We start from the raw sequence: 22,031 nt of genomic DNA, 5'->3' as shown, positions 1-22,031 counted from the left end.
CATATACTAGTAGGAATTGCCGAATAGAAACAATTAAGCAAAACTAATATTTGTGGTTTTGAAAATCAAGACAAACCACAACACAGAAAATAACTACTTCTTATCCAACCAACGAGATAATCCCTTGACCTTCCAAGTTTGGATATTTCCTGCTACATCAGTTTCGACAATATCACTAATTTTCTTCCCAAGTAACATTTGCCCTAAGGGAGTTAAATAAGAGAGGACATTGTTCTCAGGATCACTATCCCAAGCACCTAAAACCGTGTAAGTCTGTGACTTCGAATCAGATTGATCTTCCAATTCAACGATCGAGCCAATTCCAATTGAATCAGTGGGAGCATCCGCAAAATCAGTGGGCTTTGCGCGCATGATATCGGCTTGTAATTCCGATTGTCTGGCAAGAAGAAATTTTTGTTCGTCCTTCGCCATGTGGTATTCTGCGTTCTCACGCAAATCACCGTGTTCCCGTGCCGCTTCGATCGCCAAGGAATTTTCAGGGATTTTGACTTTCGTTAATTCATCAAGATCGCCCAACTTTTGATCATAGCTTGGTTGAGAGACAATTAACGAATCATCCGTCACGGTAGCACGATTGGATGAATCTGAATTCGCACTGCCATCAATGAGACTTTGGATCTCAGGAAACATTTTAATAAAACGGGCCAGTAACGAACGTTTACTTAAATCTTCAAACCCAGGATTTAATAAGAGGGCTTGGGCTAAATCCTGTGCATTTTCAGCACTTCCCTTGCACAAGATGTCAGGTAATAATTCCCGATCATCTGACAAAATCTCAGCAAGTGGAATTCTTCGAGTCGTTGCATTTTGCAAAGACTCATAGTCAATAGCGGAAAACACAGCAGTGAGGAGTTTAGGATTAATTAGTCCTTTCAGTATATCTTTAAATTTTACCAGTTCACGAAATTTTAACATCCATAATAGAACAGGTGCCTTTAAAGTCTGTTCATCTAGCCAGTTTGATAAGGATTTGATTAGAAGCTTCGTTTCGTCACGATCAATAAGAAAATGAGCACATTCTCCGGAAAACTTAACCGAGGAATGTTGCAATAAATTTACCACGACTGCTTTCCAATTGTCTGGATAAACTCGGGTTACGAGATCGAGAAAACGGGAATGAAATTTGGTGGGAAGCAAATTGGCAAGCCTAGGAAGGTCTGCTTCACATTCATGCAGTATGGACGCGGAAGTGGGTTCAAGCTTCTCCACATCCTCTTCAACGTCACGCGCCAAGTTATTTCTGACCCAAATACCATGTAAACGATCCGCTTCACTGAGATTGCGGGCTTCGAGAATCGCATTGGTTAAGTCCGCTAAGACTTGAGGCAAATCGGCTTGAAGGTCCTCTTTTTCAGAAGCTAAATCAAAAAGCTTTTCTGCAAGAGCAATTTTTACTTTAGATCTTTTCTCATCAAAAAAGTCTTGCAGGATTTCTTGTTCAGGCTTCACCGGTTCGTCACGCAAGACATAGGGTTCTGTCTTTTTGTTAGGAACTGCAACACGAGGGTCTTTCACCAAAAGTTTCTTCGTAGCAGTCCACCATTTCTTGCCTTTAGCTGAGCCAAACAAATAACCTAATATCCTCTCGATATCACGACTTGCGGCACAACCGTCCTCAAATTTTACTAAAATTTCAATTATTAAATTAACTGGTTCTTTTTTGGCTAGTGTATCGATTTCAGCCGGGTTTGAACGATGACGGGAGATAATGTGATCATCCTCTAAAAATTCGATTTTACCGAGGCAAAAGACTGGATCCATCGCATGGCTTTTTCTATCATCCTCTTCGAAGTCGATTAATAACATACCACGATCCGTGTCAAAACCGGTTATTTTGCCAAGACCCCAACTTTTATGGATGCAAGAAGCACCTTCATTCATAGCCTCGAGGGCTGGGCGTGAAGATTCTAGGGAAGGATCTTGTTCAATCAATTGATCGATTATTTCAACATTCATTCTAGTTTGAAGTGTAAGGTATAAACTGGCGATTATTTACTAACAGAAGAGCTAATCATAATAGGGTAAACTGATCGAATAGCGAGATAAAACGAGAGGAAGACCGAAGGATTTTTATTGATTCGTCTTGGGTTGAGGGACACGAAACAAGATCCAAGCCGGAAAGAGCAAAAATAATGCACCAGCTAGGTATGCAATCGAGGAGCCATATTTAAAATAAATCAATCCTGCAATTAATGGACCGATTGCCCGTGCCATTGAACCCGACGATCGAAATACTCCCAAATGAAACCCCTGATCTTGTTCACTGGAATAAAGGGAAGTAAGGGAAGTTAAGGTAGGACTTATAAATGCCACTCCAGTTGACATTAAAAATAGGGCAAAGAAAAACCAGTTTTCACCTTGGATACTAGAAAGCATCGCGAAGGCAAAAAGACCTATGAAAATTCCCATTAATGCCATTCTTTTCTCCCCTATTTTCCCCACAAATCTCCTTACAAAAAATCCTTGGGCAAAAATTAGAGTAACTCCGATAAGAAGAAACATTTTTGCAATTTGTATGGGGTCGTAAGAAAATCGTTCCACCGCCAAAAAGGTAAGTGTAAATTCCATTCCAGAGAACGAAATCATGTAGCACAGATAGGCGAGACAGGTATTGGATACCGCGGCACTTTTAACACTTCTTAATTGAAAGATGGCCGGTCTTGGTTCATTTCCACTTCCTCGTTTTTCCTTGGGCAGGGTTTCTTTAAATGAAAAGGCAAGCCAAAGCCAGTTAATCAATGCCAGGCAAAAACTAATTAACGCGGCTAATGAAAATGGGTTCAGCCCAAAGACCGCGTCTTCTCCATTGCCCCAAGACCATTGAGATGCAAAACCGCCCAAAGCAGGACCTATTATAAAACCTAACCCAAAAGCAACCCCAACGAATGCCATGCCCTTAGATCGGGACTTCCTAGATGTAACATCGGCGATCGAAGCAGTTGCAACGGAAAGATTGCCACTAGCCATACCACCGAGGATTCGGGAAAGTACCAAAATCCAGAATCCTCCGGCAAAAATCCATAATCCATACCCTAAGCATGTACCGGCAAGGGTAAACATCAAGACAGGCCTTCTTCCAATTTTATCCGATAACCGTCCCCATATTGGAGCAAAAAAGAATTGTAAAATCGCGTACAAGGAACCCAATGCACCTCCAAAAATAACCGTTTCAAAACGAAAAGCTTCATTTTGACTATTCCCTTCAAATGCAAGTCCCTGAAGTGACAAAACAAAATCAGTGAGCATTCCCCCACCCAGTGCACTTTCCCGGGCCAAATAATGATCGAGCATTGCCGGAAAAAGGGGAAAGATAACCGAAAATCCAACCATATCTAAAAATATGGTAAGGAAAACCACCCCAAAAGTTGCCCGTTTTCTTTTTGCTGCTGCTTTTTCTGTTTCGCTCACTTTAAAGTTCCTCCTTCGATTGGTTTTCGAGCGAAAGCTGACGTAATGCTATGGAAACATTTTCAGGAACTAATTTCGTATCACGATTCCCAAAAAGATGTACCTGCTTAATTAGGCTGGAACTGGTGTAAAAGTATTTTTCGTTAGGCATTAGGAAAATAGTCTCGAGTTCAGAATCTAAATGTCGATTCATTTGGGCCATTTGAAATTCGTATTCAAAATCGGAAACTGCTCGTAGACCTCTGACCACAGCACTTGCACCGCAATCTTTCGCATAGTCCACCAGTAGTCCACTAAAGGAATCAATCCGTACATTCGAATAATTGGTAGTATTTTCAAGCAAAAGTTTGACCCTGGTATTACAATCAAATGCAGTTTTTTTATCCGAGTTATCAGCAGAAACAGCCACAATTACTTCGTCAAAAATCTTGGATGCACGTTCTAACACATCCAAATGTCCGTTTGTAACCGGATCAAAAGTACCAGGGTAAATAGCTATGCTCATATAGTAAAGAGTCTATAATAACTAAGAATCGAAACAAGTCCACAACCAAGGATGCCGTTGAGATTGCAAATGAGTTCGAACCATGAAATGATTAGATTTAATTAGATGAACCTACCAAACCTTCTCACTCTCTCAAGAATACCTTTAATGCTGGTAGTCATTGCCTTACTATATCCGGCCTCCGATACCTCTCTGCCATGGATAAGAACCGGCGCACTTGTTGTTTTTCTCTTTGCCGCCCTCACTGACTGGCTTGACGGATGGCTTGCCCGAAAATTTGGACAGGTATCTGAGTTTGGTAAGTTTATGGATGCACTTTCGGACAAGGTTCTCACACTGGGAATGTTTATTAGTCTATTAGCTCTGGATGAAATTGCACGATGGGCACTTTTTCCAATTTTGCTGATTCTTTCTAGGGAATTTCTAATTACTGGTTTAAGATTAGTAGCAGCTGCACGCGGAAAAACTTTAGCCGCAGAAAAAATCGGTAAATTAAAAACAGTCATTCAACTTACTTGTATTTGCTTATTCCTTGGCAAAATTGCGGTGGAAGATGATTTTACTGGAATTTTTGCACCGGAGCTCCAAGAAAATCTGATTCATATTCTTTTGCTGTCTGGGCGAATCACTCTGATAGCCGCCACTCTCATTACGGTTATTTCTGGTATTATTTATTTATCCAAGTATTGGAGATTTTTTATCGAAGAAGATCAGTAATGGATTTTTTCATTCGAAATTTATCCACCCTTGGCCCCGTGGGTACAAACTTACCTGCACCCGGGACATTTGGTTCGCTTGCAGGCCTAGTTGTCTTCTGTTTTTTATTTTGGTTCTCCCCTCTTTCTCCGATAGGAATTATGATCCTATTTTCAATTCTTTTTATTGCAGGAATCCCTCTGTGTACACGTGCTGAAGTTCTTTTGGGAAAAGAAGACCCACCAGAAGTAATATGGGACGAATTTACCGCAATTCCTTTAGTATTTGTTTTCTGCCTAGATGAATTAAATTCCTTCTCTATTACTAAAGTTTTATTCTTTTTAACGATCGGGTTTATTCTTTTTCGTATTTTTGACATCGCGAAACCTATTGGAATTAAAAAGCTTCAAAATTTACCCAATGGGATGGGAGTGATGATTGATGACCTTGCCGCGGCACTTGCTTCCGCCTTGCTTCTTTTTGTAATCAAAACTTTTCCTTTGTCTTTTTTGTAATTTCCTCTTCTAATTTATCTTGTAATGAGTGATTCGGATGAAAACAGTTCGGCAGAAAACTTCTCTTTTACCCTTGAAGTTTCGAACAAAATGGGGATTCATGCCCGCCCTGCGGCCATGATCGTTCGGATTGCGTCTCGATTCAACGGAGATATCTGGGTCGAAAAAGAAGGTGAAAAAGTAAACGCTAAAAGTATCATGGGAATCATGATGCTCGCTGCGGCGAAAGGCACGATCCTTACTTTTTTTACTAAGCCAAAAGAAGGAAGTGAGTTTCAGAAAGAAATGTCTGAACTATTCGCTTCCAAGTTTCAAGACGAGTAAACTTGATCCTACTTGATCAAATCGGAAATCCGGTCGTCATAGAAATCTTTTAAACAAACCTTAATCTCAGAAGGCCGTTTCATTGGCTTAATTCGTTCGGCTAAACTTTGTGCTTCTTGCAATGTAAATCTTCGACCATAAAACTTAAGTTCGGGTAGTAGGATTCCCGTGGCACTTACAGTATCCAAACCCAAACCAATTAATAAAGGCAGAAAATGAGGATCACCAGCAATTTCACCACATAAAGTAACCTCCACATTCTTCTCTTTTGACACATCAAAAATGTGCTTCAATGAACGAATAACTGCTGGGTGATGGGGCTCATAAAGATAAGCAATTTCATTATTAATCCGATCTACTGCTAGTAAATATTGAACGAGGTCATTGGTACCGACACTAAAAAAATCAACTTCATCGGCCAACATATCACAAATGGTAACCGCGGATGGAGTTTCTATCATACACCCAACCTTGATCTCATTATCAAAACTGACTCCCTTCTCACTCAGTTGTCTCTTTGCGGTAAACAAGAATTCTTTTGCACGAACAAGCTCCTCTACCCCACTAATCATAGGAAACATTATTTTCACAGAACCAAAAGCACTCACCCGCAAAATTGCACGTAATTGATCCAAAAAGATCGATGGATTACGAAGGCAATAACGAATTGCTCGAAATCCCATAAATGGGTTTTCCTCTTTTTCGCGCCCAATTGAATCTAAAATTTTATCTCCACCCAGATCGAGGGTTCGTATAGTAACAGGTTTTCCGTCCGCTGCCATAACAAGTTTTTGGTATTCCTCAAACTGTTGATCTTCGCTGGGAATTTGATTTCTGCTCAGGAATATTGATTCTGTACGGAAAAGCCCTACCCCGACGCACCCGTTTTCAATTCCGCTTTTTACTTCTTCAGAAGTATCAGCATTTGCAAGGAAATGAATTTTTAGACCATCTTGAGTTTCGGGTGGTAAGGAAATTTCTCCAGCAAATAAATCCTTTATTTTATTTCTCTGTAATCCCACCTTTCCATACCGAAAAAGAGTACTTTCAGAAGGATTGATAATCGCAATACCTTCAAATCCATCAATTAATATGGTATCTCCTTCAGCTAATTTCTCGGTAAGCCCTCTTACCCCAACCACTGCAGGAACACCGCTCGCTCGAGCCATTATTACTGCGTGACTAGTACGACCGCCTGTATCTGTGGCAATACCGAGGATCTTAGATCGATCTAAAGAGGCAGTATCCGAAGGGCTTAAGTCTTCAGAGACTAAAATTCTCGGCTCTCCTAAAAAAGCAGTACCTGCCGCAGTTTCTCCAATCAAATTTCGAAGTAACCTCTTCGATATATCTTTTAAATCTGCCGCTCGCTCACGTAGATATTCATCCTCAAGTTGATTAAAATAATCATGGTAACGCTGGGTTACTCGATAAACACATTGTTCGATATTATCGCCTGTTTTTTTAATTTCTTTTTCGATATCGACAAAGAGTGCTTTATCTTCAAGCACGAGGATATGGGCGTCAAAGATACCCGCCTCTTTTTCACCTAAATTTTTCGCAACTTCATTTCTAATTCCCTCGATTTGAGTTCGAGTAATTGCGACTGAATCTTTGAAACGTTCGAGTTCAGACTCTTGCTCGGACTCACTTACCTGATATTGGGGAACTTCTACATCTCCATGCAAAAACCGAAACACCGGTCCATGTGAAACCCCCGGAGAGCCAGGAATTCCATAAAGAGCGATTTCTTTATTTAATTGAGACATACAAATAATAACTTCTTAAATAATTCTAAAAGAGCATATTATGACTCAAACTGATCAAAATTGAAAACAAAAACCATGCCCCTAGTTCAGCCTTATTCGGGATACCCAAAAACTAGCTTCAAGTCCAAGGGATCGAGAAATAAAATTCCGGACTGGTCTCTCGTCCACACCTTCAGAAACAAAACAAAAGCACGAAGATCCACTCCCAGAAACCTGAAAAGATAATCCAAAACAATCCCTTAATTCTTCGAAAATCGGCTTGAGGAACAAATACTTGGAAAGAAGTACTGATTCAAAATCGTTGTGACAAAAATCAGGAACACTTCGTTCTCCAGCTTCCCATTCTTGTACCACTTTATTGGCCCAGCAAGGGTCTGAATAAGATCCATTTTCTGCTAAGGCTTTGTAAATTAAAGGAGTAGAAAAACCAATCGGAGGTTGGAATAAGAATATTCTCTGTCCATTTATCTCATTTTGCTCGGTTCCCGGAATAATCCTTACTTTCTCGCCTCGACCAATTGCATGTCCAATACCATCATGAAGGAAAAACGGACAATCTGAACCCAGTTTTTCTGCCACTACGGCAAGATCCTCGTTGGTGTAAGGTTGGCCATGATATAAGTTAAGTCCACGAAGTGTGGCCACGGCATCACTACTTCCTCCGCCAAGTCCGGCCATTGCCGGGATTCTCTTGGCTATTGTTACCTTCATTCCCGTTCGGTCACCTGTAAACCTACGCCATTCTTCAATTGCCTTGTAGGCAAGATTATTGCGACCTGACAGTGTTTCATTTCCACTACAAACACATTGGATCTCATCTTGCTTGTCCGTTCTTTCCAATATGACTTGGTCACTTAACTCTAATTTAGCAAGTACTGTGTTAATTTCATGAAAGCCATCTTTTCTCTTCCCGGTAACGGCAAGAAATAAATTTATTTTAGCAGGTGCAGGAACGGAAATTCGACTGATCGCATTTTTAGCTTTCATCTGATTGGATTAGTTTATTTAACAAACAAAATTATAACAGGCGATTAGAAAGAATAGGATTGGCTCAATGAATCGACCCACCATGATGTCAATTCATGGATGATTCAAAAACAAAAGTTATTCTCGCACTCGATGTTGAAAGCCGTACAAAAGCAGAATCAATACTGGAAGCGACTGGGGAAAGTCTCCAATGGGTCAAAATTGGATTGCAAACTTATTTAAGAGACGGCCCTGAATTCCTGCATGATATTGCCTCAATTGGAAAATCAATATTTTTGGATTTAAAATTACATGACATTCCCAATACCATGGCAAAGGCGATTGAAAGCCTTGCCTCATTACCAATCAAAATGCTGACTCTCCATTCCACTGCAGGACCAGAAGCACTTGCCAGATGTGCCCAAGCCTCTGCTGAATTTCTTCCTGATACCCAATTACTTGCGGTCACCGTGTTAACTTCAATGAATCAAGAAAACCTCAACTCGATTGGGGTGGAATATAAAATCCCGGATCAAGTGGATAAACTAGCAAAAATGTCCACAAACTCTGGGATTAATGGAATTGTATGTTCTCCGCATGAACTTGTCAGGTTGAGGGATGCCCTGCCTCATTCCACCACATTCGTTACTCCAGGAATTCGTCCAAGGGGTTCTGCGACTGGCGATCAAAAACGAATTATGACGCCAAGCCAGGCAAGTCAGGCAGGTGCAAACTTTCTTGTCATTGGAAGACCCATTCTCGCTGCAGAAAATCCACAACAAGCACTCGCGGATATTCAACAAGAACTAGCCGAATGAAACATTGTGCAATCCTTCTCGCTGGGGGAAGCGGGTCCAGAATGAAGGCACAGGGAGAGGACAAACTTCTTTACCCGATCCATTCTACAAATTCTTTTCGTTTAAGTTATGAGGCATTTCTAAATACAAATAAAATTGATAATGTTGTAATAATTTACCGAGATCGCGAACAACTGAAATTATTAAAAAAAGAAATCGATATTGCCCATCAAACAGGAAATAGAAAATTCGATCCGATTTTAGTAAAAGGAGGAACAGAAAGAAAAGATTCCGTCCTCAATGGTCTAGCAAATTGTCCATCAACTTGTGAATTTGTCTATGTCCATGATTGTGCTAGGCCAATGATTCAAACCAAGACAATTAATCAACTCCATGAAATCGTCTCTCAAACGGGAGCGGTTGCAATTGCAAGACCGTTACGAGACACCATCAAGATTATCGAAGAAAAAGATACTGAAGATTGGAGAGCACCGTGCACTACAAAATCAATTGACCGATCGAATATTTGGATTATGGAAACACCGCAAGTCGCTCGAAAAGACTGGCTTCAAGAGGGAATGAACTTTGCTCTAGATCAAGATCTTCTTACTACCGATGAAGTCTCTGTACTAGAACTCATTCAAAAAAAAGTAACGATGCTCGAAACAGAATATCCAAATCCAAAAATTACATCGCAGGCTGACTGGCCATACCTTACCTTTTTACTGTCCTCAAAATGACCGATCCTTTACCCATTCGAATTGGCCATGGCTATGACTTACATCGCTTGGTTTCTGAAAGAAAACTAATTTTAGGGGGAGTAGAGATTCCTTTTCACCTGGGATTACTAGGACATTCAGATGCAGATTGCCTCACTCATTCTCTAGCAGATGCTATTTTGGGAGCACTATCACTTCCTGATATCGGTCATTACTTTCCAGATAATGACCCTGCAAATAAAGACTTGGATTCCAAAATTATCCTATCAAAGGCACTTTCCGAGACCGACAGACTCGGGTATCAAGTTGGAAATATTGATCTCACTATAATTGCAGAGAAGCCTAAAATCTTACATTATATCGAAAAAATAAAAACATCACTTTCCAACACAATGAACATTCCAAAAGAAAGAATTGGGATTAAAGCAACCACCAACGAACAAATTGGCGCAATCGGTAGAATGGAAGGAATTGCGACTTTTGCAGTCTGCAGCCTGATTAAGAAATAGTTCTAAGCGACAATCTGGTCGGCTTCAAAAAAGCGATTGATTTCAGCCAATGCAGAATCAGGGCTGTCCGACGCATGAACTACATTCTTCATTCGGTCAGTACCAAGGTCTCCCCGAATGGTCCCTTTGGGAGCTGCGGTGGAATCAGTCGGACCAATAAGATCACGAACACCCTGGATTACATTTTCTCCTTCTAACACAAGTGCCATCACGGGGCATGAACTCATGAATTCAGCGATTTCCGGGAAAAATGGCAAATCAGCCACATGGGCATAATGCTCGTTTAACAAGGAATCATCCAACTGTACTAACTTACTGCCAATAATCGAGTAACCAGCACCTTCAAATCGGCTAATCACTTGGCCCACAATGGCTTTTTGTATACAGTCAGGTTTTAGGAGAATAAGGGATCTTTGCATAAGAATAAACTATGGTTTATGGAATACAAAACCAATTCGGTTCTGTGTGGTAATGAATTAAGAATCAGATTCTTTATCTTCTTCTTTGGAAGAAGGCGACACAGAAACTTTTTTATCCGTCTCATCCTGAGAAAAATACAAAGAGGGTTCTTCATCTTCGGTCAAGAGTACACGAATAGATTTATTCTTTCTAAGACTGCCCGAGAGTACTTCCTCAGCAAGGCTGTCTTCTAGATATTTCTCAACAGCACGCCTAAGTGGGCGAGCACCCAATTTACTATCGTATCCCTTCTCGATAAGAAATTCTTTTACATCGTCAGAAATATGGAGCTTGAGTTTCTTATCCTTTAGACGATCAGTAACTTTTTTGAGTTCCAAATCGACAATAGCACGCATACTTTCCTTAATCAATGGACGGAAGATGACAATCTCAGTTAATCGATTAAGGAACTCAGGCTTAAAAGATTTCTTCGCCTCGTCCTTAATTTTGTCTTTGATTTTATCAAAATCATCATCAGCGTTGCCGGCTGAAAAACCAAGAGAGCTATTTCGTTGTAGGATATGTGCACCTACATTTGAAGTCATGATGAGAATCGTGTTACGAAAATCAACTTTTCTCCCTAAACTATCAGTAAGTCTACCATCCTCTAAAATTTGAAGTAGAATTTGAACCACATCTGGATGTGCTTTTTCAATCTCATCAAAAAGTATAACGGCATAGGGCTTGCGTCGGATTGCTTCAGTTAACTGACCACCCTCTTCGTGCCCAACATAACCGGGGGGAGAACCAATCATGCGCGAGACTGCATGCTTCTCCATGTACTCGGACATATCGATTTGAATCAAGGAATCTTGATCGCCAAAAATTCGTTCCGCAAGGACCTTGGCAAGGTGGGTTTTTCCAACTCCTGTCGGCCCTAAAAACATAAAAGAACCAATTGGGCGCTTGGGATCTTTCAAGTCAGCTCGTGAACGTCGCAGCGCTTTTGACACCACTTCAGTAGCAAAATCCTGTCCAATAATTAACTTTCGAAGTTCTGATTCAAGTTTGAGGAGTTTCTTCGATTCCTTCGCTTCCATGCGATTCAATGGAATGCCTGTCCAATCTGCAATTACTTGAAGCATATCGTCTTCATCCACGGAAGCGCGCTTTTCGTCCCGACTTTTTTTCCAACTTTCTAATACTCGTTCTCTTTTGGCACGAAGCTTTTTTTCTTTATCTCGAGCTTCTGCTGCTTCTTCGAAATTTTGGTCTGAAATTGCGGATTCTTTTGCCGCACAAATTTCTTTGATTTCATCGGATAAATTTTCAATCTCAGGAGGTCTCTTCAATGTCTCCATCCGAGAACGTGCACCCGCTTCATCAATTGCATCAATCGCTTTGTCAGGAAGAAATCGTCCAGTAACATAACGGTCTGTCAGCTTGGCGGCAGCGGCCAATGATTTATCAGTGAAATTTACATTGTGGTGTTCTTCATACTTGGGACGGATTCCCTTGAGTATAAGGATTGTATCTTCGACAGAAGGAGCCTCGACCTTAACAGACTGGAATCTACGATCTAATGCACTGTCTTTTTCGATATACTTACGATACTCAGCAAGAGTAGTTGCACCGATGCATTGCAATTCGCCACGACTGAGTGCAGGCTTAAAGATATTGGACGCATCCATCGCACCCTCCGCTGCACCAGCCCCTACAATTGTATGGAGTTCGTCAATAAAGATAATAATGTTTTTCGCCTTTCTAAGCTCATCCATTACTGCCTTGATCCGTTCCTCAAACTGGCCACGGTATTTGGTGCCCGCGACCATAAGAGCGAGGTCAAGAGTGACCACACGCTTATCTAAAAGATTCTCCGGCACCATGCCAGAAGCAATTTGTTGGGCCAGTCCTTCCACGATTGCGGTTTTTCCAACCCCCGCCTCACCGATCAATACAGGATTGTTTTTTGTTCGTCTGCAAAGAACCTGAGTCATCCGGCGAATTTCATTTTCGCGTCCAATCACAGGGTCCATTTCACCCTTCTTTGCAATTTCAGTAAGATCTCTTCCAAAAGCCTTTAGTGCAGGAGTTTTTTGATCTTTACCTTTTTCCTCGGGTGCACCAGCTCCAACTACTGAAGCTTCGGACTCATCAGAGGAAGAAAAATTAGGGTCAAGCTCGGACAAAATTTCATTCCTGCACCGCTCGACATCGATATCTAAAGACTTTAAAACTCTTGCAGCAACGCCTTCACCTTCACGAAGTAAACCAAGCAATATGTGTTCGGTACCGACATAGCTATGATTCAAAGACTTCGCTTCTTTACCTGCTAATGCTAAGACTTTCTTAACCCGTGGGGTGTAAGGAACATTACCGGAGGGTTTGGCTTCAGGTCCAAGGCCCACCTGTTCATCTACAGCCTGTCGAACCGTGTCAAGATCAAGCCCCATTTTCTGGAGAACATTGACCGCCACTCCCTGCCCAAGATTGATCAAACCTAAAAGAAGGTGCTCAGTACCAACATAATTGTGGTGAAAACGGTCTGCCTCTTTTCTGGCAAGAGCAAGTACTTGCTGTGCACGAGGCGTGAAATTACTCATCGGTTCAGACATAATAAATATTTATAACCTTCTATTTAACAAAGTCAACTATGGCTAGATAGATCCAGGAGGGGGGCTCGTAAAAATTGATTGCGTAAAAGCTCTGCCCGTAATTCATCGCGTTGATTTGGCTCAATTGCCTCTCCGGCAGATAATTGTACATGACCAGGTTGTACCTCGATAAACATTCGATCAGCCAAACCGCGAAATTTATCTGGCATCATTCCAAAATCAGTGGCCAAGCGAACGAGAGAAAGTAAGTCCATCGCTTCTGCACTTTGGATCAAATGACAGGTCTTCAAACTCCCAATCGCACGACTCATTTTATCAATTAATCGAGTACGATCATCCTGTAACAACTTGTCACGAGCAAAGTTTTCCTGGCGAACAAGGCTTTCCAAAGTACTGTTTAACCGGTCAATAATCGCAGATTCAGACTCCCCCAGGGTTTGCTGGTTAGAAATTTGAAAAATACTTCCATTCGCATCTGATCCCTCGCCAAATAAGCCCCGCACGGCAATGCCCAATTGATTAACTGCATTTATCACCTTGTCCATATTCTTGGACATTACCAAACCCGGAAGATGCATCATAACAGACGCTCTCATTCCGGTGCCTAAATTAGTGGGACAGGCAGTCAAAAAACCTAATTCTCCATCGTACGCATAGTTAATGGCCGATTCAATTCCGGAGTCAACCTCATCGGCATGTTTCCATACCGAACTAAAATCCAAACCGGGGCGCAGTACCTGAATTCGCAAATGATCTTCCTCATTAATCATTATACAACAGGAACGGTCTTGGGTTAAAACAATGCCCGAACCCTCTTCCACCTGAGAGAGCTCAGGGCTGATCAAGTGTTGCTCCACCAATATTTGGCGATCTAGTTCACTTAAATCGTCTACCTCAACCGAAATCGAGTTATTAAGACCCTTTATTCCGCTCATCGCGTCAATACACTTCGATAATACCGCACGTTTCTGAGCCACTTCAGCACGGCCGGGGAAAGGGAACTGCCTCAAGTTTCTTGCCAAACGAATCCTGGTGCTCAAAGTCACAGGAATTGCCTTGGGTTGTTTTTTACCTCCCGATTCTTTACTCAATATTTTGTGAAACATATAGAAAAAAATTAAACCGTCGCCTTGGATTCGTTCTGTAAATCACGGAGTTGATCTCTTAATTCCGCCGCTTTTTCAAAATCTTCTTTCTCGACTGCTTCCTGCAATTTCTTTTTCAAAGAACCCATTGACTGTTCAAAGTGAATTCTGGACTCGGAACCAGCCGGTACTTTCCCTAAATGCTTAATTCCTGCATGCATGCCATCGAGCAAAGGATCTAGTACAGGACGAAATACATGATAACATGCTTCACAACCGAGACGCCCCCCTTTCTTAAACTCTTGATGGGTCGTGCCACAACTTTCGCACACCATTGATGTGTTAGCGGTATCGACCTCCATTTCTACCTTATCCATCAAATTGCTAATAGAAAGGTTCTCTGGATTGGTGACGCCTTTTGCCTGTGCACAAGTCTCGCACAAATCCATTTTGTGCATTTGTCCGTTCAAAATTTGTGTGAGATGAACGGTGGCTTGGTTATCGCAATGGTGACATTTCATTTGTAGTGATGATTGTTGGCTTGATTACATACTAGTAATTATAATTAAAAAACTCAACGCATATGATGCGCGAAGTTAATAATGTGTGGGACAGCTGTTTAATCTTGTTCATTCAAATGCACACCGTCAGACAGAACCATCTTCCGGAAAAGGTCAATTAATCGACGAGTCATAACACCAGGGGTGCCGTCTCCCACCTGTCGATGGTCCACTTCCACGCATGGGATAACTTCAGCTGCCGTACCGGTTAAAAAGCATTCGTCCGCAGTCCAAAGATCATATCGAGTTAGTGCCTGCTCGCGGCAAGGTAGTTCCAACTGGGCCGCTAAATCAATTGCCGCACCCCGTGTGATACCTCGCAAAGATCCGGCATCCAGGGGAGGGGTATAGAGAATGCCCTTTGCTATTATGAAAACATTATCCCCAGTACATTCGGCAATCTCTCCTTTATCATTGAGCATTAAGGCTTCCTGAAAGCCCACTTTCTTGGCCTCGATCTTGGCTAATATATTGTTAAGATAATTTAAACTTTTAATTGCTGGCGGGAGAGCAGAAGAATTAATCCGACGAGTGGGAACTGAAATAATTTTGAGACCTTTCTCATATAATTCCTCCGGATAAAGCTGTATATCGTCAGCAATGATAATTACATTTCCAGGACCGCAACCATCTGGAGTTAATCCGAGGTGGCCAGGACCACGAGTCACTACAAGTCGAACATATCCATTCTGCATGTCATTTATTCGACAGGTATCGCAAACGGCTTTTTTCATTTGCTCGCGATTCAATGGTAATTCAAGAAGAATTGCCTTGGCAGAATACTCCAACCGTTCGAGATGTTCATCTAGCTTAAAAACACAGCCGTCATATAACCGGATGCCTTCAAACACTCCGTCTCCATAAAGTAAACCATGATCAAAGACAGATATCTTAGCATCTTCCTTCGCTACAAAATCTCCATTCAAATAAATTTTCATTTCTATAATATTACATGAATGAAAATTTTGAAATTGGCGAGCGCCAAGAAAAAAGGTTATTCACCTATTCGCAATTAAGTGCTCCACCACACTTGGATCGGCCAAGGTTGACACATCTCCAATTTGATCGGTTTCATTCGTTGCAATTTTCCTTAAGACCCTTCTCATAATTTTCCCCGAACGAGTCTTGGGTAATGCAGGAGCCCAATGAATTTGATCGGGAGTGGCAATTGGACCAATTACGGTACGAACCTGCTTTTTTAATTCTGCTCTCAGTTCTTCCGAATACTCGACCCCTGAGTTTAAGGTGACAAAAGCGTAAATTCCTTCTCCCTTTACCTCATGAGGAAATCCAACCACTGCCGATTCAGCGACATCCTGATGAGCAACCAGGGCACTTTCCACCTCTGCCGTGCCCATCCGATGTCCGGATACATTAATTACATCATCCACCCGACCAGTTATCCAGTAATAACCATCTTCATCCCGCCGGCAGCCATCACCCGTAAAATAATATCCTTTGTATTGTTGAAAATAGGTACTTTCAAAACGATCGTGGTCTCCATAAATAGTTCGCATTTGTCCCGGCCATGGCTCTTCTATGGCAAGTACTCCATTTACGCCATTCCCCTTTATTTCTTCTCCGGACTGAGGATCCAGTATAACCGGCTTGACGCCAAAGAAGGGAAATGTGGCAGAACCCGGCTTCAGGGGGGTTGCGCCGGGTAGAGGTGAGATAAGAATGCCCCCGGTCTCTGTCTGCCACCATGTGTCTACAATCGGGCATCTCTCTTTTCCCGCATTTCGGTGATACCAGCGCCAAGCTTCCGGGTTAATCGGTTCGCCCACGCTCCCCAAAATCCGTAAACTTTCCATTTTATACTTACTGGGCCAATCTTCTCCCGCAGCAGCAATTGCACGAATCGCGGTGGGTGCAGTATAAAATTGATTGATCCTCCACTTTTCAATTACCTGCCAATAACGATCAGGATTGGGATAAGTGGGAATACCCTCAAACATTGTAGTGGTCGCTCCATTTGCGAGCGGACCGTAGACAATGTAGGAATGCCCAGTAATCCAACCGATATCAGCGGCACAAAAATAAATATCATCTTCGTGGTAATCAAAAATATACTTGTGAGTGGTTGCAGTATATACCAAGTAACCGGCACTGGTATGCAGGACACCCTTGGGTTTCCCCGTAGATCCAGAAGTGTACAAAATAAATAACGGATCTTCCGCATCCATTTCTTCACATGGGCAATCAGCACTCGCATTTTGCATCTCTTCATCCCACCAAAGATCGCGCCCCTCTTTCATCTCGCACTCAATTCCAGATTCCTCCCCTACCCGCTTCACGACGATACAGGTTTCCACATTCTCTTCCATCTGTTCTGATGCCCGTGCCATTGCCGTGTCTGCATTTGGCTTCATCGGGATTGCTTTCGCACCACGAAAAGTCCCATTTGCGGTAATGAGCGTTTTGCAAGTCGAGTCCACGATTCGGTCGGCTAATGCCTCTGCTGAAAAACCACCAAATACAACCGAATGGATCGCACCAATTCGGGCACAGGCAAGCATTGCCACAGTAGCTTCAACCACCATTGGCATATAAATTGAAACTCGGTCGCCTTTTTTTACTCCCCTACTCTTAAGAACATTTGCAAATTTACTAACCTGTACATGCAGTTCTTTGTAACTTACCGTCTTATCTTCTCCCGGTTCATTCCCCTCCCAAATAATTGCAGTCTTGTTGGATCGATATTCGAGGTGCCTATCCACGCAATTATAACAAACATTTGTTTTTGCCCCCTCGTACCACTTAATATCGATCGGTGCATTCTCACTATTGTAGTTAAAAGACCGAACTTGATCCCATTTTTTATACCAATAAAAGTTTTCCGCCACTTCAGACCAAAAATCTTCAGGATCATTTATACTTCTTTCATATTGTTTGAAATATTCTTCCATGCTTCCCACATGGGCTTTCCTGGAAACTTTTTCGGGAGGATTAACTAAGTCAACTGGCTTATTTTCACTCATAATATCTATGGATTAAGGTTGTAAAGAAGTTTTAGGCGATTGCACTTCGCTTGTCGATGCGTTTTAAAGAGTGACTCATGCTCACGAAAGAATTGGAGTACCCCTTACCCAAAGAATTGATTGCTCAAACGCCAACCGATCAGCGCGACCAGTCTCGCCTGCTTGTATTTAACCGTTTATCCCAAGACCTCACCCATCACCACTTTCACGAGTTACCAAAGCTTCTTCCGCCTAATCTTTCTATTCTGCGCAATGATGTTTCGGTACTAAAAGCACGACTCGCCGGGAAAAGGCCCGGTGGTGGATCTGTGGAATGCCTTTTGCTTCGCCCAACCTCTCAACCCGAAACTACCTGGCGATGCCTTTTAAAACCAGGAAATAAAACCGCGAAAGCGGGGAGATTTGGACTGGAGAACGAATATTCTGCCGAAATTATTGAAAGTCTTCCTTCGGGAGAATATGTGGTCCGCTTCCAACTCCCCCAAGACAACGACCCAGCCTCCCTTGCCCAAAGAATCGGATCTCTTCCCTTGCCCCCCTATGTTCGTCGCCCTGCTGACCAGGCAGACGCGGAGCGCTATCAAACCGTTTATGCGAACCAAGGAAACCGTTCCGCGGTAGCGGCCCCCACCGCGGGACTGCATTTTACACCTGAATTACTCAAGAAACTTCAAGTAGAGGGACATACCATCCACGACCTTACTCTCTCAGTTGGATTGGGGACCTTCCGCCCGGTTGAAACCGAACGAATTGAAGATCACCCCATGCATGCAGAGAAATATTTTCTTTCCCCGTCTACTCAGGCCATCCTATGCGACTCTCAGAAAACCAAGCTTGCAATTGGCACAACCTGTGTCCGGGCGATCGAGCACTACCTAAGTCATGAAGAACGAAAAACGACCCAACCTATGGAATCTGAGGCCGAGCTATTCATCCGCCCCCCCTATCATTTTCTCGGAGTGGATCACCTGCTTACTAATTTCCACCTTCCTGGATCTACGCTCATGTGCTTGGTCGGTGCTTTTCTTTCCCCAGGCAAAAATAATGGAGTGACTAAGCTTAAGGAAATCTACAACGAAGCAGTTGAAAAAAAGTACCGCTTCTTTTCCTACGGAGATGCGATGCTTATTCTCTAGAAAGGCAAAGGTTGAATGAACAAACAAAATGATCGGAACCAGTAACCCCTATTGGGAATGTTCCATTTCCCTGGAGGATTGATTGTAAAATACCTTTTGTGGATGAGCTTCAACAATGTAATAGATCCATGTCCCGTCTCGGTTACGGAACAAGTGGGGATATACTCCTGGCCCAGTCCACATCCACTCTTGCGAGGAAGACCAAATCCAAAGCGAGGACGGTTGTTCTGTTGTGGTGTAAAGCCATCCAAGCTTTGCATGATGAACCCAATCGTTTCCTCCTTCATAGTAATTCCCAAACCAAGGGGAGCTTTTCCAACCTGCCTGGGGAAGATCAACGGAATCAGAAAAAACATTCTTCGGGGAATCAATCGGGTCTTGGGAGGGAGTGGAATCTGAAATATTATTTTTCAGGCGAATAAAAAATACTGCGGTCATACCTTCTGCGGTTGCTTTGATTGATACCCTCGAGTTGGCCGAGATATTTTTGGCCGTGGCGAAGTCATCCTTAATTAAAAGTTCTGTACTGGTACTTTCCCACTGGGTTGAACGGGTAGGCAGTTGGGTTATTGTGCCATCATCTAAAGAGATCGACGCCGTAAGCTTTGTAAATTCACCTGAGAGCAATGAACTTAATTCCGAACGAACATTCAATTTCGTGGGAACCGAAAACTCAGCATTGGGACCCACTTGATTTACGATTAAGCCAGAAGAATCAGCATTTACTCCGTAAAACGAATCACCGATGAAACCTTCGTTTTTAATGTTTGCGAAAGAAAAGTTAGTAAAACCAAATATAAAGAAAGCTAACTTAAGACAAAGAGTATGTGTGATTTTCATATTGAATTGTTACATTAAAATGATGCAATTTAAGTACCGGTCAAGTAAAAATTAACCCCTTAATGAGAAGACGAATCGACAAGCCAACTCCTTTTATCTACATTGGTGATTCGTGATGTTCATAAAGAAAATAGTAAAATTCTATCTTTGGTGCTTATTAATATTCGCCCATTTTGCTTTCGGTGTGACTGAGTTTGATCTCCAACCATTGGGAAAACTTAGCCAAATTGATGTCAGACTGCAAAAAGGTGCGCTATTTGGGGTTGGTCAAGTCAGAGGTTCTTTCGATAGAGTGAGGGGAAGAATCCAATTTTCAACAAAATCTCCTTCGAAAACAGTGGGTTCAGTCCACTTAGATGCAAGAGCACTTCATTTTGGATACCATAAAGTAGACGGGGATGCCCATCAACCCATATGGCTTAATTCAATGAAGTATCCTAAGATTGTCTTCAAACTAGAAGGATTACGGAATGCCCATTGGCAAGGTGATGCCCTGAACGCAGATGCTTTTGGTTCGCTACTACTGAAGAATAAAACCTCTCCTATTACCCTCCCGGTAACAATTAAATATCTTCGAAATGGCCGAAAAAAGTATGATCGAAAACCGGGGGATTTAATTATTCTTAAAGGACAATTATCACTGAGTAGGGAAAAATTTGGAATAAACCCTGGTTCTATGCTAGATGTAATTCAGGACGGAATAGTCGTGCATGTGACTCTAGTGGGGTGCTCCAGTGGAAAACGCCCTCTTTTGCCGTCCCGGTTGTTTATTTAATACTTCTTCTAGCCTGGGTGCCAAGTTAAAGCATGGCATAAAGCAAGTCCAAGGGCATCCGATTGGTCGTAAGGCAAAGGCTGGGGCAAATGTAGCATTTGTGCAAGTGTCTGCGACATTTGTTCCTTACTCGCCCTTCCAAAACCAACTACCGCCTGCTTGACCCGAAGAGGAGCATATTCAAAGACAGGAACATCCCGGATTGCCGATGCAGATAATGCCGCTCCCCGGGCGGCACCCATAATTTGAGCAGTCTTAAAATTCTGCACATAAATGGTTGCCTCGCAGGACAAATGATAAGGTTTCCAAAGATCAAGTAACCGTGAAACCGCCTGATGAATCATTCCTAGGCATGCAATAGAATCAATCTTAGGTTTTAATTCGAGAGTTTCTGAATAAAGTAGCTTAAAACTGCTTCCTTCACATTCTAATACCGCCAACCCAGTGCCACGAAGGCTGGGGTCAACTCCGAGGATTCTTCCTTTAAATGGGGTTTTTCGCAATAAAGTTTTGGTATCAACTTGTGTTGATCGGGTAGATCTTCCCGCCAGATGATCGGCCCATAATTTTCGAGAACTTTTACTCATATATTTCCTTTAACTAAAGAATCATCCGAATTCCTGCAAGTACGATGAAAAACCAAACCATTCGTTCAAATAAAGTTTGGTTGATATACTGTACAATCAACGGAGCAATTGCTGCTCCTATCATCGCGGGAATAAACATCCACCAACTCACGGACATTGAATCAAGAGTAATAATTTCGAGATCGATCATAAATGGAATCTTGATCACATTTACGATGAGAAATAACCAGGCGGATGTTCCAATAAAGGCATATTTTGGAAGTGCCATTGCTAAAAGATAAAGTTGAGCAATGGGTCCAGCGGCATTGGCTAACATAGTAGCAACCCCTCCAAGCAAGCCAAAAATAAGACCGAGCAGAATTGAACCTTTGGGTATTTCTCCTTGCTCTTTTTGCTTATTTCTTGTCATCCCTTTTCGAATTTTGACGAAAAAATGAAGTGCAGTCATACTCAGCAAGATACCTCCAATTACATACTTCAATTGCCTAACTCGATCATCTCCACCTTGAAAATAATCAAAGACCCACCAACCAATAATTGTACCAATAATAAAACAGGGGAGTAAGCGAATAATAAAATTCCAATCAGTATGCTTTCGATAAACCAGCGTGGCAGTGAGATCGGCCGATATGAGAACAGGAAGAAGCAATCCAACCGACAAAGGGACCCCGATTGGACCCAATGCGTCCTCTAATACCAGGGCATAGATTGCCACCGTTAGATTTCCAGCGCCGGGCAAGCCTCCTTTACTCATGCCCATAATGAGGGAGCCTAAACCTAACAGGGACCAATGGGTGATTGTAAGGACTTCCATAAATATTAAT

Annotated in this window: 22 protein-coding genes; 8 read left to right on the top strand and 14 right to left on the bottom strand. The window is 42.3% G+C overall.

The genetic code is table 11. The features are described from left to right. Positions 1-93 precede the first annotated feature (93 nt). From ACKPQ5_RS06335 to coaD, 3 genes are all read right to left on the bottom strand, one after another. Positions 94-1,977 carry a GreA/GreB family elongation factor gene (locus ACKPQ5_RS06335; RefSeq protein WP_407678257.1) on the bottom strand — a complete coding sequence of 628 codons (1,884 nt, stop codon included), beginning with the start codon at positions 1,975-1,977 and terminating at the stop codon, positions 94-96. 114 nt (positions 1,978-2,091) lie between these two features. After that, positions 2,092-3,429, bottom strand: coding sequence for an MFS transporter (locus ACKPQ5_RS06330; RefSeq protein WP_407678256.1), 1,338 nt, complete (start codon positions 3,427-3,429; stop codon positions 2,092-2,094). A 1-nt stretch (position 3,430) separates the two neighbouring features. Further along, positions 3,431-3,934: a pantetheine-phosphate adenylyltransferase gene (gene coaD / locus ACKPQ5_RS06325; RefSeq protein WP_407678255.1), complete on the bottom strand. Its 504-nt coding sequence runs from the start codon at positions 3,932-3,934 to the stop codon at positions 3,431-3,433. A gap of 105 nt (positions 3,935-4,039) precedes the next feature. On the opposite strand from coaD, the gene pgsA reads away from it, so the two are divergent. The 3 genes from pgsA to ACKPQ5_RS06310 are packed head-to-tail and all read left to right on the top strand — an operon-like array spanning position 4,040 to position 5,469. Further along, the gene (gene pgsA, locus ACKPQ5_RS06320; protein ID WP_407678254.1) at positions 4,040-4,651 is read left to right on the top strand and encodes a CDP-diacylglycerol--glycerol-3-phosphate 3-phosphatidyltransferase; all 612 of its coding nucleotides are present in this window, start codon (positions 4,040-4,042) and stop codon (positions 4,649-4,651) included. Further along, positions 4,651-5,145, top strand: a complete 495-nt coding sequence (locus ACKPQ5_RS06315; RefSeq protein ID WP_407678253.1) for a phosphatidylglycerophosphatase A family protein — start codon at positions 4,651-4,653, stop codon at positions 5,143-5,145. Before pgsA ends, ACKPQ5_RS06315 begins: the two co-directional genes overlap by 1 nt. 24 nt (positions 5,146-5,169) lie before the next feature. Then, positions 5,170-5,469 carry an HPr family phosphocarrier protein gene (locus tag ACKPQ5_RS06310; protein ID WP_407678252.1) on the top strand — a complete coding sequence of 100 codons (300 nt, stop codon included), beginning with the start codon at positions 5,170-5,172 and terminating at the stop codon, positions 5,467-5,469. A gap of 8 nt (positions 5,470-5,477) precedes the next feature. Here the strand turns inward: ACKPQ5_RS06310 and ptsP are convergent, their stop codons facing one another. Together ptsP and ispE are read right to left on the bottom strand one after the other, a co-directional pair. After that, positions 5,478-7,238, bottom strand: coding sequence for a phosphoenolpyruvate--protein phosphotransferase (gene ptsP / locus ACKPQ5_RS06305; RefSeq protein ID WP_407678251.1), 1,761 nt, complete (start codon positions 7,236-7,238; stop codon positions 5,478-5,480). Between the two features lie 81 nt (positions 7,239-7,319). Then, complete coding sequence (ispE, locus tag ACKPQ5_RS06300; protein ID WP_407678250.1) at positions 7,320-8,225, bottom strand: 4-(cytidine 5'-diphospho)-2-C-methyl-D-erythritol kinase; 906 nt, start codon at positions 8,223-8,225, stop codon at positions 7,320-7,322. Between the two features lie 95 nt (positions 8,226-8,320). Here ispE and pyrF point away from each other — a divergent pair, with 95 nt between their 5' ends. Genes pyrF through ispF form a run of 3 tightly spaced genes read left to right on the top strand, consistent with a single transcriptional unit; the run spans position 8,321 to position 10,229 of the window. Beyond that, a complete protein-coding gene (gene pyrF, locus ACKPQ5_RS06295; RefSeq protein ID WP_407678249.1) occupies positions 8,321-9,022 on the top strand; it encodes an orotidine-5'-phosphate decarboxylase in 702 nt (233 codons plus the stop codon). After that, on the top strand, positions 9,019-9,741 hold the full coding sequence (locus ACKPQ5_RS06290) for a 2-C-methyl-D-erythritol 4-phosphate cytidylyltransferase (protein ID WP_407678248.1): 723 nt from the start codon (positions 9,019-9,021) through the stop codon (positions 9,739-9,741). The genes pyrF and ACKPQ5_RS06290 overlap by 4 nt, the downstream gene beginning before the upstream one ends. Beyond that, a complete protein-coding gene (gene ispF, locus ACKPQ5_RS06285) occupies positions 9,738-10,229 on the top strand; it encodes a 2-C-methyl-D-erythritol 2,4-cyclodiphosphate synthase (RefSeq protein ID WP_407678247.1) in 492 nt (163 codons plus the stop codon). Before ACKPQ5_RS06290 ends, ispF begins: the two co-directional genes overlap by 4 nt. 2 nt (positions 10,230-10,231) lie before the next feature. On the opposite strand, the gene ndk is transcribed toward ispF, so the two are convergent. From ndk to acs, 6 genes are all read right to left on the bottom strand, one after another. Continuing rightward, complete coding sequence (ndk, locus tag ACKPQ5_RS06280; RefSeq protein WP_407678246.1) at positions 10,232-10,648, bottom strand: nucleoside-diphosphate kinase; 417 nt, start codon at positions 10,646-10,648, stop codon at positions 10,232-10,234. Positions 10,649-10,705: 57 nt separating this feature from the next. Beyond that, positions 10,706-13,243 carry an ATP-dependent Clp protease ATP-binding subunit gene (locus ACKPQ5_RS06275; RefSeq protein WP_407678245.1) on the bottom strand — a complete coding sequence of 846 codons (2,538 nt, stop codon included), beginning with the start codon at positions 13,241-13,243 and terminating at the stop codon, positions 10,706-10,708. A gap of 32 nt (positions 13,244-13,275) precedes the next feature. After that, complete coding sequence (locus ACKPQ5_RS06270; protein WP_407678244.1) at positions 13,276-14,334, bottom strand: ATP--guanido phosphotransferase; 1,059 nt, start codon at positions 14,332-14,334, stop codon at positions 13,276-13,278. Between the two features lie 26 nt (positions 14,335-14,360). Next, a complete protein-coding gene (locus ACKPQ5_RS06265) occupies positions 14,361-14,849 on the bottom strand; it encodes a UvrB/UvrC motif-containing protein (RefSeq protein ID WP_407678243.1) in 489 nt (162 codons plus the stop codon). Between the two features lie 98 nt (positions 14,850-14,947). Beyond that, complete coding sequence (ilvE, locus tag ACKPQ5_RS06260; RefSeq protein ID WP_407678242.1) at positions 14,948-15,826, bottom strand: branched-chain-amino-acid transaminase; 879 nt, start codon at positions 15,824-15,826, stop codon at positions 14,948-14,950. Between the two features lie 60 nt (positions 15,827-15,886). Beyond that, the gene (gene acs / locus ACKPQ5_RS06255; protein ID WP_407678241.1) at positions 15,887-17,869 is read right to left on the bottom strand and encodes an acetate--CoA ligase; all 1,983 of its coding nucleotides are present in this window, start codon (positions 17,867-17,869) and stop codon (positions 15,887-15,889) included. A gap of 77 nt (positions 17,870-17,946) precedes the next feature. Here acs and queA point away from each other — a divergent pair, with 77 nt between their 5' ends. After that, positions 17,947-19,005, top strand: coding sequence for a tRNA preQ1(34) S-adenosylmethionine ribosyltransferase-isomerase QueA (queA, locus tag ACKPQ5_RS06250; protein ID WP_407678240.1), 1,059 nt, complete (start codon positions 17,947-17,949; stop codon positions 19,003-19,005). Between the two features lie 48 nt (positions 19,006-19,053). On the opposite strand, the gene ACKPQ5_RS06245 is transcribed toward queA, so the two are convergent. Beyond that, entirely contained in the window at positions 19,054-19,845 is a 792-nt protein-coding gene (locus ACKPQ5_RS06245; protein WP_407678239.1) for a hypothetical protein, read from the bottom strand. A gap of 184 nt (positions 19,846-20,029) precedes the next feature. Between ACKPQ5_RS06245 and ACKPQ5_RS06240 the strand changes: the two genes are divergently transcribed. Next, on the top strand, positions 20,030-20,620 hold the full coding sequence (locus ACKPQ5_RS06240) for a YceI family protein (RefSeq protein WP_407678238.1): 591 nt from the start codon (positions 20,030-20,032) through the stop codon (positions 20,618-20,620). Between the two features lie 8 nt (positions 20,621-20,628). Here ACKPQ5_RS06240 and ACKPQ5_RS06235 read toward each other — a convergent pair whose 3' ends face one another. Together ACKPQ5_RS06235 and ACKPQ5_RS06230 are read right to left on the bottom strand one after the other, a co-directional pair. Further along, the gene (locus ACKPQ5_RS06235) at positions 20,629-21,207 is read right to left on the bottom strand and encodes a crossover junction endodeoxyribonuclease RuvC (protein ID WP_407678237.1); all 579 of its coding nucleotides are present in this window, start codon (positions 21,205-21,207) and stop codon (positions 20,629-20,631) included. 13 nt (positions 21,208-21,220) lie between these two features. Then, a complete protein-coding gene (locus tag ACKPQ5_RS06230) occupies positions 21,221-22,021 on the bottom strand; it encodes a sulfite exporter TauE/SafE family protein (protein ID WP_407678236.1) in 801 nt (266 codons plus the stop codon). Between the last annotated feature and the right edge of the window lie 10 nt (positions 22,022-22,031).

Source organism: Candidatus Seribacter sulfatis (genome assembly GCF_964187635.1).
Lineage (GTDB): Bacteria > Verrucomicrobiota > Verrucomicrobiia > Opitutales > Seribacteraceae > Seribacter > Seribacter sulfatis.
Note: the sequence above shows the minus strand (reverse complement) of the source record. Positions and strands in the feature narration are given on the sequence as shown.

Coding starts and splice junctions, on each gene's coding strand:
- ptsP (WP_407678251.1), bottom strand. CDS start 7,238: ATGTCTCAATTAAATAAAGAAATCGCTCTTTATGGAATTCCTGGCTCT.
- ACKPQ5_RS06230 (WP_407678236.1), bottom strand. CDS start 22,021: ATGGAAGTCCTTACAATCACCCATTGGTCCCTGTTAGGTTTAGGCTCC.
- ACKPQ5_RS06315 (WP_407678253.1), top strand. CDS start 4,651: ATGGATTTTTTCATTCGAAATTTATCCACCCTTGGCCCCGTGGGTACA.
- ACKPQ5_RS06275 (WP_407678245.1), bottom strand. CDS start 13,243: ATGTCTGAACCGATGAGTAATTTCACGCCTCGTGCACAGCAAGTACTT.
- ndk (WP_407678246.1), bottom strand. CDS start 10,648: ATGCAAAGATCCCTTATTCTCCTAAAACCTGACTGTATACAAAAAGCC.
- ACKPQ5_RS06335 (WP_407678257.1), bottom strand. CDS start 1,977: ATGAATGTTGAAATAATCGATCAATTGATTGAACAAGATCCTTCCCTA.
- ACKPQ5_RS06265 (WP_407678243.1), bottom strand. CDS start 14,849: ATGAAATGTCACCATTGCGATAACCAAGCCACCGTTCATCTCACACAA.
- queA (WP_407678240.1), top strand. CDS start 17,947: ATGCTCACGAAAGAATTGGAGTACCCCTTACCCAAAGAATTGATTGCT.
- acs (WP_407678241.1), bottom strand. CDS start 17,869: ATGAGTGAAAATAAGCCAGTTGACTTAGTTAATCCTCCCGAAAAAGTT.
- ispE (WP_407678250.1), bottom strand. CDS start 8,225: ATGAAAGCTAAAAATGCGATCAGTCGAATTTCCGTTCCTGCACCTGCT.
- ACKPQ5_RS06310 (WP_407678252.1), top strand. CDS start 5,170: ATGAGTGATTCGGATGAAAACAGTTCGGCAGAAAACTTCTCTTTTACC.
- ACKPQ5_RS06235 (WP_407678237.1), bottom strand. CDS start 21,207: ATGAGTAAAAGTTCTCGAAAATTATGGGCCGATCATCTGGCGGGAAGA.
- ACKPQ5_RS06245 (WP_407678239.1), bottom strand. CDS start 19,845: ATGAAAATCACACATACTCTTTGTCTTAAGTTAGCTTTCTTTATATTT.
- coaD (WP_407678255.1), bottom strand. CDS start 3,934: ATGAGCATAGCTATTTACCCTGGTACTTTTGATCCGGTTACAAACGGA.
- pyrF (WP_407678249.1), top strand. CDS start 8,321: ATGGATGATTCAAAAACAAAAGTTATTCTCGCACTCGATGTTGAAAGC.
- ACKPQ5_RS06290 (WP_407678248.1), top strand. CDS start 9,019: ATGAAACATTGTGCAATCCTTCTCGCTGGGGGAAGCGGGTCCAGAATG.
- ispF (WP_407678247.1), top strand. CDS start 9,738: ATGACCGATCCTTTACCCATTCGAATTGGCCATGGCTATGACTTACAT.
- pgsA (WP_407678254.1), top strand. CDS start 4,040: ATGAACCTACCAAACCTTCTCACTCTCTCAAGAATACCTTTAATGCTG.
- ilvE (WP_407678242.1), bottom strand. CDS start 15,826: ATGAAAATTTATTTGAATGGAGATTTTGTAGCGAAGGAAGATGCTAAG.